The sequence below is a fragment of the Neotamlana sedimentorum genome, assembly GCF_000943565.1.
Classification (GTDB): Bacteria; Bacteroidota; Bacteroidia; order Flavobacteriales; family Flavobacteriaceae; genus Neotamlana; species Neotamlana sedimentorum.
In genome coordinates this window covers 44428-59507 of the sequence record NZ_JTDW01000002.1, presented here as the reverse complement: position 1 = coordinate 59507, position 15080 = coordinate 44428, and the positions used below count along the sequence as shown (strand labels likewise).

General features: G+C 33.2%; 18 protein-coding genes. 8 read left to right on the top strand and 10 right to left on the bottom strand.

Annotated features, from left to right (window positions below; genetic code table 11):
- Nucleotides 1-85 precede the first annotated feature (85 nt).
- The 10 genes from moaA to PW52_RS02635 are packed head-to-tail and all read right to left on the bottom strand — an operon-like array spanning nucleotide 86 to nucleotide 7130.
- On the bottom strand, nucleotides 86-1084 hold the full coding sequence (moaA, locus tag PW52_RS02680; RefSeq protein ID WP_044631389.1) for a GTP 3',8-cyclase MoaA: 999 nt from the start codon (nucleotides 1082-1084) through the stop codon (nucleotides 86-88).
- A gap of 40 nt (nucleotides 1085-1124) precedes the next feature.
- Nucleotides 1125-2036: a bifunctional molybdenum cofactor biosynthesis protein MoaC/MoaB gene (gene moaCB, locus PW52_RS02675; RefSeq protein WP_044631388.1), complete on the bottom strand. Its 912-nt coding sequence runs from the start codon at nucleotides 2034-2036 to the stop codon at nucleotides 1125-1127.
- A 25-nt stretch (nucleotides 2037-2061) separates the two neighbouring features.
- Nucleotides 2062-2427 carry a four helix bundle protein gene (locus tag PW52_RS02670; protein ID WP_044631387.1) on the bottom strand — a complete coding sequence of 122 codons (366 nt, stop codon included), beginning with the start codon at nucleotides 2425-2427 and terminating at the stop codon, nucleotides 2062-2064.
- Between the two features lie 37 nt (nucleotides 2428-2464).
- Nucleotides 2465-2908: a molybdenum cofactor biosynthesis protein MoaE gene (locus PW52_RS02665; protein ID WP_044631386.1), complete on the bottom strand. Its 444-nt coding sequence runs from the start codon at nucleotides 2906-2908 to the stop codon at nucleotides 2465-2467.
- 3 nt (nucleotides 2909-2911) lie between these two features.
- Nucleotides 2912-4000: a HesA/MoeB/ThiF family protein gene (gene moeB / locus PW52_RS02660; protein WP_044631385.1), complete on the bottom strand. Its 1089-nt coding sequence runs from the start codon at nucleotides 3998-4000 to the stop codon at nucleotides 2912-2914.
- 56 nt (nucleotides 4001-4056) lie between these two features.
- Nucleotides 4057-4290, bottom strand: a complete 234-nt coding sequence (locus PW52_RS02655) for a MoaD/ThiS family protein (RefSeq protein ID WP_044631384.1) — start codon at nucleotides 4288-4290, stop codon at nucleotides 4057-4059.
- On the bottom strand, nucleotides 4274-4858 hold the full coding sequence (gene mobA / locus PW52_RS02650; protein WP_044631383.1) for a molybdenum cofactor guanylyltransferase: 585 nt from the start codon (nucleotides 4856-4858) through the stop codon (nucleotides 4274-4276). Before mobA ends, PW52_RS02655 begins: the two co-directional genes overlap by 17 nt.
- Nucleotides 4859-5599 (bottom strand): sulfite exporter TauE/SafE family protein, encoded by a 741-nt coding sequence (locus PW52_RS02645; RefSeq protein WP_044631382.1) that lies wholly within the window; start codon nucleotides 5597-5599, stop codon nucleotides 4859-4861.
- A 2-nt stretch (nucleotides 5600-5601) separates the two neighbouring features.
- A complete protein-coding gene (locus PW52_RS02640; RefSeq protein ID WP_044631381.1) occupies nucleotides 5602-5940 on the bottom strand; it encodes a winged helix-turn-helix domain-containing protein in 339 nt (112 codons plus the stop codon).
- 11 nt (nucleotides 5941-5951) lie between these two features.
- Nucleotides 5952-7130, bottom strand: coding sequence for a molybdopterin molybdotransferase MoeA (locus PW52_RS02635; protein WP_044631380.1), 1179 nt, complete (start codon nucleotides 7128-7130; stop codon nucleotides 5952-5954).
- A 233-nt stretch (nucleotides 7131-7363) separates the two neighbouring features.
- On the opposite strand from PW52_RS02635, the gene PW52_RS02630 reads away from it, so the two are divergent.
- The 8 genes from PW52_RS02630 (at nucleotide 7364) to PW52_RS02595 (ending at nucleotide 14919) form a co-directional block, all read left to right on the top strand.
- Nucleotides 7364-8104: a Crp/Fnr family transcriptional regulator gene (locus PW52_RS02630; protein WP_044631379.1), complete on the top strand. Its 741-nt coding sequence runs from the start codon at nucleotides 7364-7366 to the stop codon at nucleotides 8102-8104.
- 244 nt (nucleotides 8105-8348) lie between these two features.
- Nucleotides 8349-8762, top strand: coding sequence for a globin family protein (locus PW52_RS02625; protein ID WP_044631378.1), 414 nt, complete (start codon nucleotides 8349-8351; stop codon nucleotides 8760-8762).
- 32 nt (nucleotides 8763-8794) lie between these two features.
- On the top strand, nucleotides 8795-9619 hold the full coding sequence (locus PW52_RS02620) for a c-type heme family protein (RefSeq protein WP_044631377.1): 825 nt from the start codon (nucleotides 8795-8797) through the stop codon (nucleotides 9617-9619).
- Between the two features lie 56 nt (nucleotides 9620-9675).
- Complete coding sequence (locus tag PW52_RS02615) at nucleotides 9676-10152, top strand: hypothetical protein (RefSeq protein ID WP_044631376.1); 477 nt, start codon at nucleotides 9676-9678, stop codon at nucleotides 10150-10152.
- An 8-nt stretch (nucleotides 10153-10160) separates the two neighbouring features.
- On the top strand, nucleotides 10161-11189 hold the full coding sequence (locus PW52_RS02610) for a ferredoxin--NADP reductase (protein ID WP_044631375.1): 1029 nt from the start codon (nucleotides 10161-10163) through the stop codon (nucleotides 11187-11189).
- 13 nt (nucleotides 11190-11202) lie between these two features.
- Nucleotides 11203-11901: a cytochrome c3 family protein gene (locus tag PW52_RS02605; protein WP_044631374.1), complete on the top strand. Its 699-nt coding sequence runs from the start codon at nucleotides 11203-11205 to the stop codon at nucleotides 11899-11901.
- Between the two features lie 374 nt (nucleotides 11902-12275).
- On the top strand, nucleotides 12276-13673 hold the full coding sequence (locus PW52_RS02600; RefSeq protein ID WP_044631373.1) for a CmpA/NrtA family ABC transporter substrate-binding protein: 1398 nt from the start codon (nucleotides 12276-12278) through the stop codon (nucleotides 13671-13673).
- Between the two features lie 139 nt (nucleotides 13674-13812).
- Nucleotides 13813-14919, top strand: a complete 1107-nt coding sequence (locus tag PW52_RS02595) for an ABC transporter permease (protein WP_044631372.1) — start codon at nucleotides 13813-13815, stop codon at nucleotides 14917-14919.
- Nucleotides 14920-15080: the final 161 nt, after the last annotated feature.

The window sequence follows — 15080 nt, the reverse complement described above, 5'->3', positions numbered from 1 at the left end:
GAGGTTTTTAGTTAGTTAAAACTTAAGAAGTAGTGAGAGGCATTCTCTTGTTTGATTTTTTAAAAAATTCTTAAACTGGCATTTGCTATCCACCAATAGTTATCATACTTCTGTTTTTGGTATGAAGCTGAGGTTTTTCTAGTTTTTTTAATGTATCCATACCGCCACGTATTTTAAACTTGACTTCTATGGCTTTTTTAATAACAGGTTCTATAGATTTTCCTTGGCGAAGTGTGGTTAGTAAATCGGATTCTTCTGCAGAAAACAAACAATTTTTTAATTGGCCATTTGCAGTTAATCTAAGTCGGTTACAAGAATCGCAAAACGGGTTGGTTACAGAGCTTATAATTGCAAAACTTCCTTTGTAACCTTTAATTTTATAGTTTTTAGAGGTGTCGTTTGGTGCATCTTGTAATCTTAAAATATCATTTTGTGTAAATTCTGCTTCGGCATATTGCATAACTTCAGCATAAGATATCATTTTACTTTTATCCCATTTATTACCATCAAAAGGCATAAACTCAATAAATCGAACCGAAATAGGTAGGTTTTTAGTGAAATTAATAAAATCTACAATTTCATCTTCATTAAAATGTTTCATTAAAACAGCGTTTAATTTAACATTAAAACCTTCGTCTATTAATTTAAAAATATTGTTGTAAACTTTATCGAAATTATTGCGTCTGGTAATATGTGTAAATTTGTCTTTATTAAGCGAATCAAGGCTAACATTAATATTTTTAACACCATAGGTTTTTAAATCGTCGATAAAGCGATCAATTATTACTGCATTCGATGTTATTGCTAGTTCTACCGGTAACGATGCTAATTTTTTTAAAATGGTACTAAAATCTTTTCGAACAAGGGGTTCGCCACCAGTTAATCTTATTTTGGTAACACCGTTTTCTACAAAGGTTTTTGCTATGGCATAAATTTCTTCGTAGCTCATTAAATGACTTTTAGGCGACAACGGAACGCCGGCTTCTGGCATGCAATATGTGCAACGTAAATTACAGCGTTCGGTTAGCGAAATGCGTAAATAGCTGTGTTGTCTGTTAAAATGGTCTGTTAATATATTTGTCATCGTTTTTTATATAAAATTAAGATGCTTCACTTTATTGGTTTTAATCATGCCTTGCGCCTCTTAAAACCCCAAACACATGCTGAACCGATGGAAAAATGGCATCCATAGATTCTTTAGCACCGTTTGTAGATCCCGGAAGTGCCAAAATTAAAGTGTTGCCAATAGTTCCGGCAATGCTTCGTGATAGCATAGAATATGGCATGCGTTGTTGTCCGTAATTTCTAATGGCTTCTTCAATACCAGGAATCCTTCGGTTTAAAATGGGTAATAAAGCTTCTGGAGTTACGTCGCGTTTTGAGAGCCCAGTTCCGCCAGTAAAAATTACCATATCAACACCCATAGTTTCGTAGCCTTTTGCTTTGTTTTGAATGGCGTCTAGTTCGTCTGGAATAACAACATATTCCGAAATGCTTATTTCACAGGATTTAAGCTTTTCAATAATGGCTTTTCCTGCTTTATCTTCTTTATGTCCTGCCGAAATGGTATCGCTACAAACTACAACTGCTGCAGTTAAATCTGTTTTAAATTTGTTTTTGTAATCAGATTTTCCACCCTTTTTATTTAAAAGTTTTATGGCGTGAATTTCAATACCTTTATCAATAGGTTTTAACATGTCGTACATGTTTAAAGCAACTACACTTGCGCCGTGCATGGCTTCAACTTCTACACCTGTTTTGTATATGGTTTTTACAGTGAAAATAACGTGAATATCTAATCCGTCAATTTCATATTCAACACCTGTAAACTCAATGGGTAATGGGTGACAATCTGGTAAAATATCTGGTGTGCGTTTAACGCCTAAAAGTCCAGCGGCTTTACTCATGGCAAATACATGGCCTTTTGGCACGGTGTCGTTTTTTATTGCCTCTATAGTTTCGGGTTTACTTACTTTTACGCTTGCTTGGGCTATGGCTGTTCTAAGTGTTGTGTTTTTATGAGTGATGTCTACCATGTTGTTTGTTAATGTGTTGAGTGGTTTATTTGTTTAACTGTACTTTGCGTAATGCATTTAATTTATTTGAAATATTTTCAATTTGTGTTCTTGTTTTTTGATAATTATTTTCATTTAAAAAGCCTAGTTCCTTTGCTATTATGATTTGGTTTAATACCTCCATTAATGAGCTAAACGATAATGTTGTAAAATGAGCTTTATCTTTATTAGTGTTTCTTGAAGTGCCTTCAGCTAAGTTTGAAGCTACTGAAATGGATGCTCTTCGTAGCTGGTTAGTTAGTCCGTATTTTTCTTCAATAGGAAATTCTTTTGTAACTAAATATGTTAGTTTAACTAGCTCTTTGGGATCTATCCAAACATTTAATTTTTCAAATAAAAATTGGTATACCATTACTACGTTTTAACAAATTAACGATTCACAAAAACACCTAAGTGTTTTTTTTCCATTGATGCGATTGGTCTTCGAAAATCTCTTTGCCAAAAACGGGAACATGTGCTTTAATTTCTTCTACTACGTATTCTAAAGCGTCAAAAACAACTTTTCGGTGTGGTGCAGAAACGAAAACAAATAGGCAAATTTCGCCAGCTTTAACTGTGCCTAAACTATGGTAAATATGCATGCAAGTAAGGTTGAATTTATTAAAGGTGGCTTCTCGAATATCGTGAAATTTTTGGTTGGCCATGTCTTCGTAAGCTGTGTATTCTATAGCCGAAACTGTTTTGTCGTCAACTTTATCGGCACGCACTTGACCTAAGAAAATATTGTGTGCTCCAATGCTAGTTTTGCTTTGATGTTTATAAATGCTGTTCCCAATAAATTCGTGGGTAATGGCGCCTTTTATAAATACGTTTTTTGGTTTTTTGTCTTTCATTTTTTATGTTTTTTTTAATTCCATGATGGTGGAATTCTTTATCTCTTGAGCGCTTTCTTCTATACTAAAACAGTTGGTGATGCCTGCATCGTTTAATATTTTAACTGCTTTTTTGCTTCGTATTCCCGATTGACAAAACAAGTAGTTTTCTAAATTATTTTTAAATAGATTTAAGTGATTTTGAATTGCGCTAAGCGGAATAGAAATTACATTGAAACCATCTATTTTTGGTTGCTCGTGAATTTCGCGAACATCGATAATTTGAATGTTTTTTTTACCGATAATATGTTTGAATGAAGCCGTTTTAACGACCTCACAATTATGTTGCATCGATTTATTAAACTGAAACTTTGAAGCCTTTGTTTTAACAGCGTTTATAATAGCTTCGTTTTTTTTAATTTTTAAAATGGATGTTTGATTTGTTAGCGAATTAAAACACAATAATTTTCCAGATAACACAGCGCCAATTCCTGTAATTATTTTGATAACCTCATTGGCTTGCATACTACCAATAATGCCTGGTAAAACTCCTAAAACACCAATTTCTGCACAATTTGGAATGGCATTTTTTTGTGGCGGATTTGGAAATAAGCAGCGATACGTTGGTCCGTTTTGGTAATTAAATACCGAAACCTGACCTTCAAATTTATAAATAGCACCAAAAACAAGAGGTTTATTGGTAATAATGCAGGCATCGTTTACTAAATAGCGGGTTTTAAAATTATCCGATCCATCAACAATAATGTCGTATTGCATGAATAAATTCAAGGCGTTTTGGTGGGTTAGTGCTTCTGGGTATGCGTTTATTTTTAGTTCACTGTTTAAATCTTGTAAGCGTTTTTTAGCAGCCAAGGCTTTGTTTTCTCCTAAAGTTGTTTGACCGAACAAAACTTGACGCTGTAAATTTGATATTTCGACAACATCAAAATCAATAATTCCCAAGGTGCCAACACCTGCCGCAGCTAAATACTGTAAAATGGGACAACCTAACCCACCCGCACCAACTACCAAAACTTTCGCATTAGAAAGCTTGTTTTGGCCTTCTTGTCCAATTTCTGGTAAAATAATATGTTTATTGTATCTGTTTGTCATATGTTACTTTTTTTAGGCTTTCTAACTATTTAAAAAAGATGAAAAATTTGTGTTTTTTATCCGCCAGAAAATGGTGGTAATAATGCTATTTCTGCACCAGTTATTTCGGTTTCTGGCGAAACAATTTCTTGGTTTTGCGCCACTTGAAAATCTTTATATTTTAATCCGTCGTATTTTTTAAGCAAAAGAGTTAAAATGTTAGAAATATTACCGTTTTCTATACGAATAGTTTCTTCGGTTGTGTTTGTTTCTTCAGCAATTTGCCCAAAATATTTAATAGTTATTTCCATTTATAATGGCTTTAAATTGGTTAGGTGTATTTACGTTTAGTGTTGTGTTGTCTTCTTCTTTATTTAAAACCACCGATTTTGTTTTTAGCGATTTTAATACGGTTTGCAATCGGCGTTCATCTTCATTTAATGCTTTATTAAATGCGTTTAAAGCAGTGGTTTTGTACAATGCAATTAGGGGCATATTTTTATTGTTACTTTTAATTTGAAAAACATCGTGAACATCGTCTATGGCAGTAATTAGTCGTTGTAATATTTCGGTTTTTATAAAGGGAATATCGCAACTTAAAACTAAATTAAATTCGGTTTTTGATGTGGCTAATCCTGAATAAATACCAGCTACAGGTCCTGTGTTTTTAATGGTATCTTCAACTCTTTGGCATTTAAAAACATCGTAGTCTTTGTTATCTGAAACAATAAGAGTTTCAGAAACTAATGGTTTTAAGGCGTCGATACTGTAGGAAACAAAATATTTGTTATTGAGTTTTAAAAAGCCTTTATCGGTGCCCATTCTGGAGCTTTTTCCGCCAGCTAAAACAATGCCTGTTATGTTGTTTTTATTAATCATCTAGGTTAGTATTAATTTAAAACAAGCTATAACAAGAACAAAGGTTAAAATGTATCGTAATTTCTGGTTGTTTAGCTTTTTACTTCCTAAAAATCCGCCTAAAACACCACCAATTAATGCAATGGTAACAAGCACGAATGAGCCTTTTTCTAGAGTAATTCCGCTTACTAATTGCCCGATTAAACCAGATGCAGAGTTTACCCAAATAAATAAAGCCGATACGGCTGCGGCTTCTTTCATTTTGCCCCAATGCAATAGTAAAATTATGGGAGTAAGTATAATGCCGCCACCAATGCCTATTAATCCTGAAAAGAAACCAATTAAGGCACCAACAACAAGACCTTGCCAAATTTTTACAGGTTTAATTTGGTTCTTTTCTTTGCCAAAAACATTAAGCATTTTTAATATAGCAAATATGAGTAGTACAGCTAATATTTTCTTGTATATAGAGGCGTCAATTTCAATGGTGCCGCCTAAAAATGCACAAGGAATTGAAGTGATTGCGAACGCGGAAAATAGCTTTTTGTTAAAATGTCCTGCTTTAAAATAATAGAAAAAAGATATGCCAGCTACAAATAAATTAAGTAGTAAGGCTGTAGGTTTCATGGTTTCTGGAGCAAAGGAAAATAAGGCCATTAGAGCTAAATAGCCACTAGCGCCGCCATGACCAACACTTGCATATAAAAATGAAATTATAGGAAGTATGGCTAGAAAAATATATATATTTTCTGTTTGTAACATGTTTATAAATTGTCTATTTTCTTAAGTTGTTTATCTAAAAACTCCCAGCAATTCTGGTTTATCTCGTCAAAAACATGAATTAATGATTTTCCGTAATCTGTTAATTCGGCACCACCACCACCTTTACCACCAATACTATTTATGGTAACCGGTTTTTTAGCAGACTTGTTTACAGAGTCTAAAAGCGTCCATGCTTTTTTATATGAAATGTTTAGCGACTTGGCTGCTTTTGATAGTGATCCGGTTTCGGCAATGGCTTTTAATAATTGTACGCGGCCTTGTCCGAGCAATACATTGTTGTTAGCCTCAATCCAAATTCTGCTTTTAATTTTATAGCTCATAGTTTGTTGGTTTAAACAGGGAGTAAAATAGTTTCAACACTGTCGTTTATTTTTACCTCTTGAGTGTGTTCAGGTAAAAAAACTAAAGCATTTGCTAGAGCAAAAGTTTGTAGCATTGAAGAGTTTTGACCGTCTAATATTTCTACTTTGCCTTCAGAATAAATTCCTTTTAAAAATTGCGGACGATCCCCTCGTTTTATAAAGTTAGAAAGTGATTTGGCTCGTGTTTTTGGTAATTCTATTTCGGTTCTATTCATCATTTTTTGCAAAGCGATGTACACATAAATGTAAAAACAAGTTAAGGCTGCGGCCGGATTTCCTGGTAATGCAAAAACCGATGTGTTGTTCTTTTTTCCGAAGAATAATGGCTTTCCTGGTTTTTGTTTTACCTTATAAAAATGCTCTTTAACATGTAATTCTTTTAAAGCTTTTCCAACAAAATCGTAGTCGCCTACCGAAATACCTCCTGTAATTATTACTAAGTCGTTGGTGTTTATAGCGGTGTTAAGAAGTGTTACTGTTTTGGTGTAATCGTCTTCTACTTTGTGTAGCGTTACGTCGTAAAATTTTAGACTATAAAGAGCGCTTTGGAGCATTTTAGAATTGCTTTCATATATCTGGCCATGATTTAATTTGTGTCCAGGTTCTGCAAGTTCATTCCCGGTTGTAATAATGGCTATCGATGGTTTTTTAAAAACCAAAACCTCGGTTATTCCTAATGAGGTTAAATACCCAATGGCAGCTGGTGTAAGTTTAGTGCTTTTTTTTAAGGCTGTAGCACTTTGTTTTACTTGTTCACCTATTGGGCGAATATTGAGTTGTTCGCTAATTTGATGTTCAATTTTAATTTGTTTGCCTGTTGCTATAACTTTTTCTTGCATGATTACAGCATTTGCCGAATCTGGAACGGCTGCACCTGTAAAAATTCTAACAGCTTCACCTTGATTTAAAATAGGTTGGTGTTGGTCTCCGGCTTTAACTTCGTCAACGACTTTGTAAGTTAAATTATCGTGTAAGTTTAATGCATAACCATCCATTGCTGATTGTTTAAAAGGAGGCATGTTAATTGGAGAGCGTATGTTTTTTGCTAAAATATAGCCATTAGCTTTTTCAATACGTCTTGTTGTTGTTGCAAAACTAGGTTTATGATTAATTTTTATTGAAGAAATGGCTTCGGTAATCGAGATCATTTAAATGTATCGTTATGTTTTTGTAAATATAACGATTGCGTCTTTAGTATATTTATACTGTGCTTATTTTTGTAAAAATTAAGTATAATGAATCATTTTATTATAGTTTTATTAAAAATTAGGATTTATAATTACTTAATATGTAAAAATACGTAAAAACATTAAAAACTAAGTATTTTTACTTACTTTTGAATAAGTAATGTGATATTAATTTGAATGAAGTAACCTCCATAATGCCGAACTATTCATCTTTAAATAGAAAAAAAGCATCTTTGAATGTAGGTTGTGTTTCATGTGAAAATTATAATTGCTTAATAAAGAAGAATTTAAGTTCTATAAACGAAGCTTTTTTAAGTAGTAAGAATACTTTACGATGCAAAAAAGGACAGCAATTTGTTATTGAAGGCGCTTCGGTTAATGGCCTGTTTTTTGTTTTAGATGGTAAAGTAAAGGTGTTTAGAACGGGAATAAATGGTAAGGAGCAAATTGTTAGGTTTGCTACCGAAGGAGAGATAATTGGTCATCGTGGGTTTGGTACAGAAGAGTTTTATTCTATAGGTGCCATTGCAATAGAAACTACGATGCTGTGTTATTTTTCAAAATCGCTTTTGCAAGAGGCATTATTATCTGATGCAAAATTTGCCTACGATTTTATGATGTTTTATGCCGATGAGCTCAATAGAAGTGAATCTAAAGTTAAATCTATTTCACAAATGACGGTAAGAGAAAGGGTTATAGATACTTTGTTATATATTTACAGAAAATTTGGTGTGAATAAAGGGTATTTAGACGTTATACTAAATCGAAAAGAATATGCCGATCATGCTGGAACTACCGAAGAGCAAGTTATTAGAGTTTTTTCGGCATTAAAAAGTGAAAAATTAATTTCTACTAGCGGAAAAAAAATTGCTATAAACGATATTCAAGGTTTAAAAAATGAAATTAGCGAACATAATTTCTACTTAGATAGTTAATACTTTTACCAACAACTTATATTAAAAAAAGCCATACTGTTATGTATGGCTTTTTTGTGTTTGTTAAATATGAAATGCTGCTAATTACATATATTTTCCTATTATTTATCAGGTTATTAGGTGTTTAAAAAAAGTTATTTACATGTTTGTTTCCATACTTAGTTTTATCTAGTCATATTAAATTTGTTTCATTATTTAAGTATTAATACTTAAGTGAAAATTATAAAACTAACTTGATAATATTATGGAACAAAAAACAGTAACACTTGTACAAACGTCATTCGAAAAAGTAAAACCCATTGCATCTACCGCAGCCGACATTTTTTATACTAAACTTTTTGAATTAGATCCTGGTTTAAAATCATTATTCCCTAACGACGAGGGTGTTATGAAAGAGCAAGGTAATAAGTTAATGACTATGTTGGGTGCTGCGGTTGCTGGGTTGAGTAATCTGGATGCGCTAATCCCTGTATTACAAGATTTAGGTAAACGTCATGTTGGGTATAAGGTTGAAGCTAGCCACTATAATACCGTTGGAGCGGCATTGCTTGGTACTCTAGAAGCTGGTCTTGGAGACGATTTTACACCAGAGGTAAAAGATGCTTGGGCAGCTGTTTACGGTACAATGGCAGATGTTATGATTAAAGCATCTTACTAAAAAAAACATTCGATAAACTAAAAATTAATACAATGAAAACTTTTTATAAACTAAAATTTACATATCCATTATTAGCTTCATTAATAGTTGTGGCATGTGGTGGTGTTCCTGAGGAAAAAGCTGAATTACAAGGAGAAGAAAATGTTTTTTCGGTTGAAGAAGTGTTAGAAATGGTGTCTAAAGAAAACGACGTAACACGTACACTTTATACTAAAGCTATTGTTGGTAAAGGGAAATTGCAAGGCATGAAATTTGACGAAGATTGGCGAAAAGACAAAGTTGAAGCGGGGCCATTGCCAGCTTTGTTTTTACGTGGTGTTGCTACAAGTATTAAACGCGGCCCTGTGCCTTTAGGCTTGTACTTGGGGTCTGACCACCCCGTAAATGCGGCAAATAAGTTTGAAGGTAAGCAAGCTGAGTTGTTCGAACAGATAAAAAAAGATCAAGAACCTCAATTTTTTTATGATGATTCTCAAAAATTGCATACAGCCATGTTTGCCGATTTAGCTAGTGCTGGGGCTTGTGTAACCTGTCATAACGATCATCCGCAAACAACAAAATCTGATTGGAAACTAGGAGATGTTATGGGAGCAACCACTTGGCAATACCCTAAAGATTCGCTTACCTATAAAGAAACTGTTGCGGTTTTAAATTCTTACGCAAAAGGTACGGTTGATATTTATATGGAATACTTAGATGAAATTGAGCATTTTAAAGAAAGTGAGAAGCCAGAAATTGGTGATAAGTGGCCCCAAGATGGAAAATATTTGCCAACTGCAGAGGTGTTTTTAGATAGTGTGAAAAAATTATCGTCTTACGAAACGATGAAGCACTTAGTTTCATTAAATAAAAAATAATTTAATTAAGTATTCGATTCACTTCGGTAATATTTCATTTTTTACAATCCGTTTTTATGGCATTAAGTAAAACTAGCATTTTAGGCATTATTTTTTTCCTAGCTTTTGTTATTCAGTTTCTTTTTAAACTCAATTGGGAGTGGTTGTTTCAGTTGCAACAACAAGAAATGTATAAAAGGTGGACGGGTTTACTTCTTGCTGTTTTTGTGTTGTTTCAATGGTTGTTGTCGTTGGTTAGAACCGTTAAAACATTAAAGAAGTTTGCAGTTAATATGCAAGAAATTCATAAGTGGCTTGGTGCAATTAGTCCGTTGTTGTTTTATATGCACAGTATAGGATTAGGCTACGGGTATTTGCTTTTGTTGTCGTATATGTTTCTTGCTAATACCGTACTGGGGTATTTTAATTTAGATGTAATTAAGAAAAGCGGAGAAATTTATTTTAAAGGTTGGATGATTGCTCATGTTGCACTTTCTTTAATAATAACCATACTCATGGTGTTTCATATTACAATGGTGTTTTATTATAAATAAGATTTTAAATGAAATTAGTAGTAAAAGAACTTATAAAAGAAACGCCTGATGCTTTAACAGTGGTTTTTAAAAACGGAAATTTTTTTAAAAAATTAAGTTATAAACCTGGGCAATTTTTAACCATACATGTGCCAATAAGCGGGCAAGTGCATAAACGTGCTTACTCGTTTTGTAGTAACCCTTATACCGATAAGGATTTAAAAATTACTATAAAACGTGTTGAGGGTGGCTTAGTTTCAAATTATGTTCACGATAATTTAAAGGTTGGCGATAAATTAAATGTAGATAATCCTGCAGGAAGTTTTTGTGTATCGCCAGAAAAAAGTAATAAAAAACAGTATGTGTTATTTGCTGGAGGTAGTGGTGTAACACCAATGTTTTCAATAATTAAATCTGTTTTAACCGAGGAAAACGATTCTAGTGTGCTTTTAATTTATGCAAATCGAAATTTAAACTCTATTATTTTTCATGAAGAAATTAAACAAGTAAAAGCTAATTATAAAGGTAGATTTAATGCAGAGCATATAATTTCTAGTTGCGATTCCTGTGGTGAAGGGTATCACAAAGGGCAAATTACTAATGGGCTCGTAAATGAAATTTTTACTAAGTATAATTTGGATTTTGGTAATTATGAATACATGATTTGTGGTCCAAATGGTTATATGGAAAAAGTAAAAGAGATTTTAAAATTAAATGGCATTACCAGAGAGCAAATTAAACTCGAGGTGTTTAAAGCGCCAACTGTAAAATTAACGGGAAAGGATTTGCTAAGCGATGTGGTTTTGAAATTAAACGGCGAAGAATATGATTTAAAAGTTAAAGGGAATAAATCTATACTTCAGCAAGCCTTGTCTGATAATGTTGTTTTGCCATATTCTTGCAGGTCGGGTATGTGTTCTACGTGCAAAGCTAAATGTGTAGAGGGTGAAGTTAAAATGATAGATGGTCATATAATGCCACAGGATGAAGTTTCGGCTGGAAATATTTTAACCTGTGTATCGTATCCATTAAGTGAAAAAGTGGTTATTGAATTTTAAAAAATTATAGTGCATGTTTAATGTAAGTCCGTTAAGAAAAAGACAAGTTATAGGGGGTTTAATAGGTTTGGTTGTAGGTGTTGCAGCCTTCTTTTTGTTAACCTTAGAATCTAACGAGTCTTATGTTTCTATTGGGCCAATGAATACTGGACATGAAACATTATCTTGTTATGCTTGTCATGCCGATGCAAAGGGTAGTTTGTTGCAACAAGTGCAGTCTAACACATCTCATGCCTTAGGATTTCGTGAAAAAGGCGTTGATTTTGGAACACAGGACGTAACGGCTAATAACTGTTTAGAGTGTCATGATAGGCCAAACGATAGGCATCCAATTTATCGTTTTTCAGAACCGCGCTTTAGCGATGCAATTCAAAATATAGATGCAACTACTTGTGTAACCTGTCACTCAGAACATCATGGAGAGCGCATTACACTCGATAAAATAAACTATTGTATGAATTGTCATCAAGATTTAGCAGTAGAAAATGATCCTTTAGATGTGTCTCATAAAGATTTAATCGCTAAAAAGCAATGGACAACGTGTATTCAATGTCATGATTTTCATGGAAATCATCGTTACGAAGTGGCTTCTAAAATGAAAGACACAATAGCATTAAAAGCTATAAGTTCTTATTTAAAAGGTGGAGTCGATCCGTATGGAACCGATAAAAAATATAGCGCACTTTCTCAAGAAGAATGGTTGAAAAAATAATCATTTTTTAAACTTTCCTTATTCCCTTCAGCGAGCTTAAACAATTATTAGTTATTGGTTTATTTATAGGTCATTGTTAATGGGTTTGAGTCGTTTTCTGTAATCTTAAGTGTTTGTTTTCTACGTATTTTTTAAAAAATTAAGTAAGTTTTAAGTGTTTTTATAAGTAATTTTTTAAAACTCTTTCTGCATAGCGATGCGTTTATCTTCTTGTTAAATAAGGGTTTGTGATAAAAACATGTTTTTTAGCAGGTTATTAGCTGTATAAAAAGCGGTTATTACATGGTCAATTGCATACGTAGTTTCTAGTTCTAAGTATATATTTGTTGAAAATAAGTATTCATACTTAGATAACTATAAAAACTAGAATAATAATGAAATCACAATTAATTAAATTAACAAGTCTTGCTGCACTATCGTTAGTTATGTTTGCCTGTGGAGGTAAAGATTCTAAAAAAGAGGCAAAAGCAGTGGCGGCTGTAGCTGAAACTTCTAAAACTAAAACATTAGAAATTGAAAAACCACAATTAACATTCGGTTTTATTAAATTAACAGATATGGCGCCTTTAGCCATTGCTAAAGAAAAAGGATTTTTTGAAGATGAAGGTTTATTTGTTTCTGTTGAAGCGCAATCGAACTGGAAAAACGTATTAGACCGTGTAATTGATGGACAATTAGATGGTTCGCATATGTTAGCAGGTCAGCCAATTGCTGCTGGTGCAGGTTTTGGTCGTCAAGCAGATTTAGTTACACCATTCTCTATGGATTTAAATGGTAATGGTATTACAGTATCTAACGATGTTTGGAGCAAAATGAAGCCAAATGTACCAACAGGAGAAGATGGAAAACCAGTGCACCCAATAAAAGCCGAAGCTTTAAAGCCAGTAATTGCTGATTATAAAAATTCAGGTAAAGCATTTAAAATGGGTATGGTATTCCCAGTTTCCACACACAACTACGAAATTCGTTATTGGTTAGCTGCTGCTGGAATTCACCCAGGAATGTATACTGCTGAAAATGTACAAGGGCAAATTGATGCCGAAGTTTTACTTTCTGTAACACCACCACCACAAATGCCAGCAACTTTAGAGGCGGGAACAATTTACGGGTATTGTGTAGGAGAGCCATGGAACCAACAAGCTGTATTTAAAGGTATTGGTGTGCCGGTAACAACAAACTACGATATCTGGAAAAACAACCCAGAAAAGGTGTTTGTAATGACAAAAAAGTTTGTTGAAGAAAATCCTAACACTGCAATTGCGGTAACTAAAGCATTAATTCGTGCTGGAAAGTGGTTAGACGAGCCAGGAAACAGAGCTGAAGCCGTAAAAATATTATCAATGTCTCAATACGTAGGTGCAGACGAAGCGGTATTAGCAAACTCTATGACAGGTACTTTCGAGTTTGAAAAAGGTGATAAGCGCGAAATGCCAGACTTTAATGTATTCTACAAATACAATGCAACATATCCATTCTATTCGGATGGTATTTGGTTCTTAACTCAAATGAGACGTTGGGGACAAATTCCAGAAGCAAAACCAGCAGAATGGTATGCAGAAACTATTAAAGATATTTACAGACCAGATATCTGGAAAAAAGCAGCAGATCTTTTAGTTGAAGAAGGACATATTCCTGCTAGCGATGTGCCAACAACAGATGGTTATAAGCCAGCAACAACAGATTTTATAGATGGTAAAACATATGATGCTAAAGATCCAATAGCATACATAAACAGTTTCTCAATAGGAAATAAAGATAAAGCAGTGCAATAAGCTGTAAAAAAGTAAAGTGGTTTTATTGGTTTGTTATTCCTGATGAGGATTATCTCCAATATTTCAGGAATTACAAACTATAATAGTCACTTAATCTTTAATATTTATACTTAAACACAAACCAATAAAATTAGTAATCATGAGTCAAAGTTTAACATTAAATAAAATATCTAAGTTTATGGGATTAGGTTTTATATCTACCCTTAAAGATTTATTTTCCGGAAATTTAGGAAAACAAGACTATTTAAAGATTTTAAGGAAATTTATTGTTCCAATTTTATCTATATTTTTATTTATAGGAATATGGCATTTAGGAGCAAAAGCGTTATACAATAAGGAAGCCGAGTTTAAAATTGAAAAAGCTTTAACCGAACAAGGTCAGGCAGCAGCAGATGCTTTAAAAGCATGTATAGCTTCTGGAGATATTAGTTGCCAGCCAAATACTTTACCATCACCTTCACAGGTTTGGGCATCTTACAAATCGCTTTTAGATGATCACTTTTTAATTAGAGCAGATAAATTAGCATTTAAGGAAAAAACAGCAGCATTAAATGAAAAACGTGTTGCAGAAGGTAAAGATCCTATAGTTTATACAGGAAGGCCATCGTTTGTAGATCAAATTTTTAGAAGTTTAAAAACGGTATTTGCCGGTTTCTTTTTAGCCTTATTAATTGCAGTGCCTTTAGGAATATTTATAGGTTTAAGCCCAACGTTAAAAAGTGCTTTTAACTGGTTTATTCAAATATTTAAGCCTGTATCTCCAGTAGTTTGGTATTTATTAGTGTTCATGATTGTTAAAACTTTACTTATAGATTCTAGCGAAGATAGCTCGTTTACCATTTCGTTTATTAGTGTTGGGTTGTGTTCTATGTGGGCCACTTTAGTAAATACAGCAATGGGAGTATCTACGGTAGATAAAGATTATATAAATGTTGCAAAGGTTTTAAAATTAGGACCTTTTCAAAAAGTATTTAAAGTGGTTTTACCATCGTCGTTACCATTAATTTTTACAGGTTTAAAAATTACATTATCTGTAGCGTGGATGGTTTTAATTGCTATTGAGTTATTAGCACAAAGTCCTGGTTTAGGTTTATTTGTTTGGGAAGAGTTTCAAAATGGAGCTAACGATTCTAACGCCAAAATTATAGTTGCCATGTTTGTTATTGGTATTATAGGTTTCTTGTTAGATCGATTGATGTTGTTTATACAAAACACGGTGTCCTTCGATAAAACAGACGCAATTTAATTGTTGGTTTTATTGCAAACCGATAGTTAGTAATATAGTTTAAAATTTTGTAGAAATCTCGTGTTAGGGATTGAGGCGGCATCCTTTTTTATGTCAGTTCTAGTGTGCAGCGATAGCGAAACGCCAGAACCAATAAAAAAGATATAGCCGAAAGCCCGACC

Excerpts from the sequence above, each read along its gene's own strand:
- moaA (WP_044631389.1), bottom strand. The coding sequence starts at position 1,084 with ATGACAAATATATTAACAGACCATTTTAACAGACAACACAGCTATTTA.
- moaCB (WP_044631388.1), bottom strand. The coding sequence starts at position 2,036 with ATGGTAGACATCACTCATAAAAACACAACACTTAGAACAGCCATAGCC.
- PW52_RS02670 (WP_044631387.1), bottom strand. The coding sequence starts at position 2,427 with ATGGTATACCAATTTTTATTTGAAAAATTAAATGTTTGGATAGATCCC.
- PW52_RS02665 (WP_044631386.1), bottom strand. The coding sequence starts at position 2,908 with ATGAAAGACAAAAAACCAAAAAACGTATTTATAAAAGGCGCCATTACC.
- moeB (WP_044631385.1), bottom strand. The coding sequence starts at position 4,000 with ATGACAAACAGATACAATAAACATATTATTTTACCAGAAATTGGACAA.
- PW52_RS02655 (WP_044631384.1), bottom strand. The coding sequence starts at position 4,290 with ATGGAAATAACTATTAAATATTTTGGGCAAATTGCTGAAGAAACAAAC.
- mobA (WP_044631383.1), bottom strand. The coding sequence starts at position 4,858 with ATGATTAATAAAAACAACATAACAGGCATTGTTTTAGCTGGCGGAAAA.
- PW52_RS02645 (WP_044631382.1), bottom strand. The coding sequence starts at position 5,599 with ATGTTACAAACAGAAAATATATATATTTTTCTAGCCATACTTCCTATA.
- PW52_RS02640 (WP_044631381.1), bottom strand. The coding sequence starts at position 5,940 with ATGAGCTATAAAATTAAAAGCAGAATTTGGATTGAGGCTAACAACAAT.
- PW52_RS02635 (WP_044631380.1), bottom strand. The coding sequence starts at position 7,130 with ATGATCTCGATTACCGAAGCCATTTCTTCAATAAAAATTAATCATAAA.
- PW52_RS02630 (WP_044631379.1), top strand. The coding sequence starts at position 7,364 with ATGCCGAACTATTCATCTTTAAATAGAAAAAAAGCATCTTTGAATGTA.
- PW52_RS02625 (WP_044631378.1), top strand. The coding sequence starts at position 8,349 with ATGGAACAAAAAACAGTAACACTTGTACAAACGTCATTCGAAAAAGTA.
- PW52_RS02620 (WP_044631377.1), top strand. The coding sequence starts at position 8,795 with ATGAAAACTTTTTATAAACTAAAATTTACATATCCATTATTAGCTTCA.
- PW52_RS02615 (WP_044631376.1), top strand. The coding sequence starts at position 9,676 with ATGGCATTAAGTAAAACTAGCATTTTAGGCATTATTTTTTTCCTAGCT.
- PW52_RS02610 (WP_044631375.1), top strand. The coding sequence starts at position 10,161 with ATGAAATTAGTAGTAAAAGAACTTATAAAAGAAACGCCTGATGCTTTA.
- PW52_RS02605 (WP_044631374.1), top strand. The coding sequence starts at position 11,203 with ATGTTTAATGTAAGTCCGTTAAGAAAAAGACAAGTTATAGGGGGTTTA.
- PW52_RS02600 (WP_044631373.1), top strand. The coding sequence starts at position 12,276 with ATGAAATCACAATTAATTAAATTAACAAGTCTTGCTGCACTATCGTTA.
- PW52_RS02595 (WP_044631372.1), top strand. The coding sequence starts at position 13,813 with ATGAGTCAAAGTTTAACATTAAATAAAATATCTAAGTTTATGGGATTA.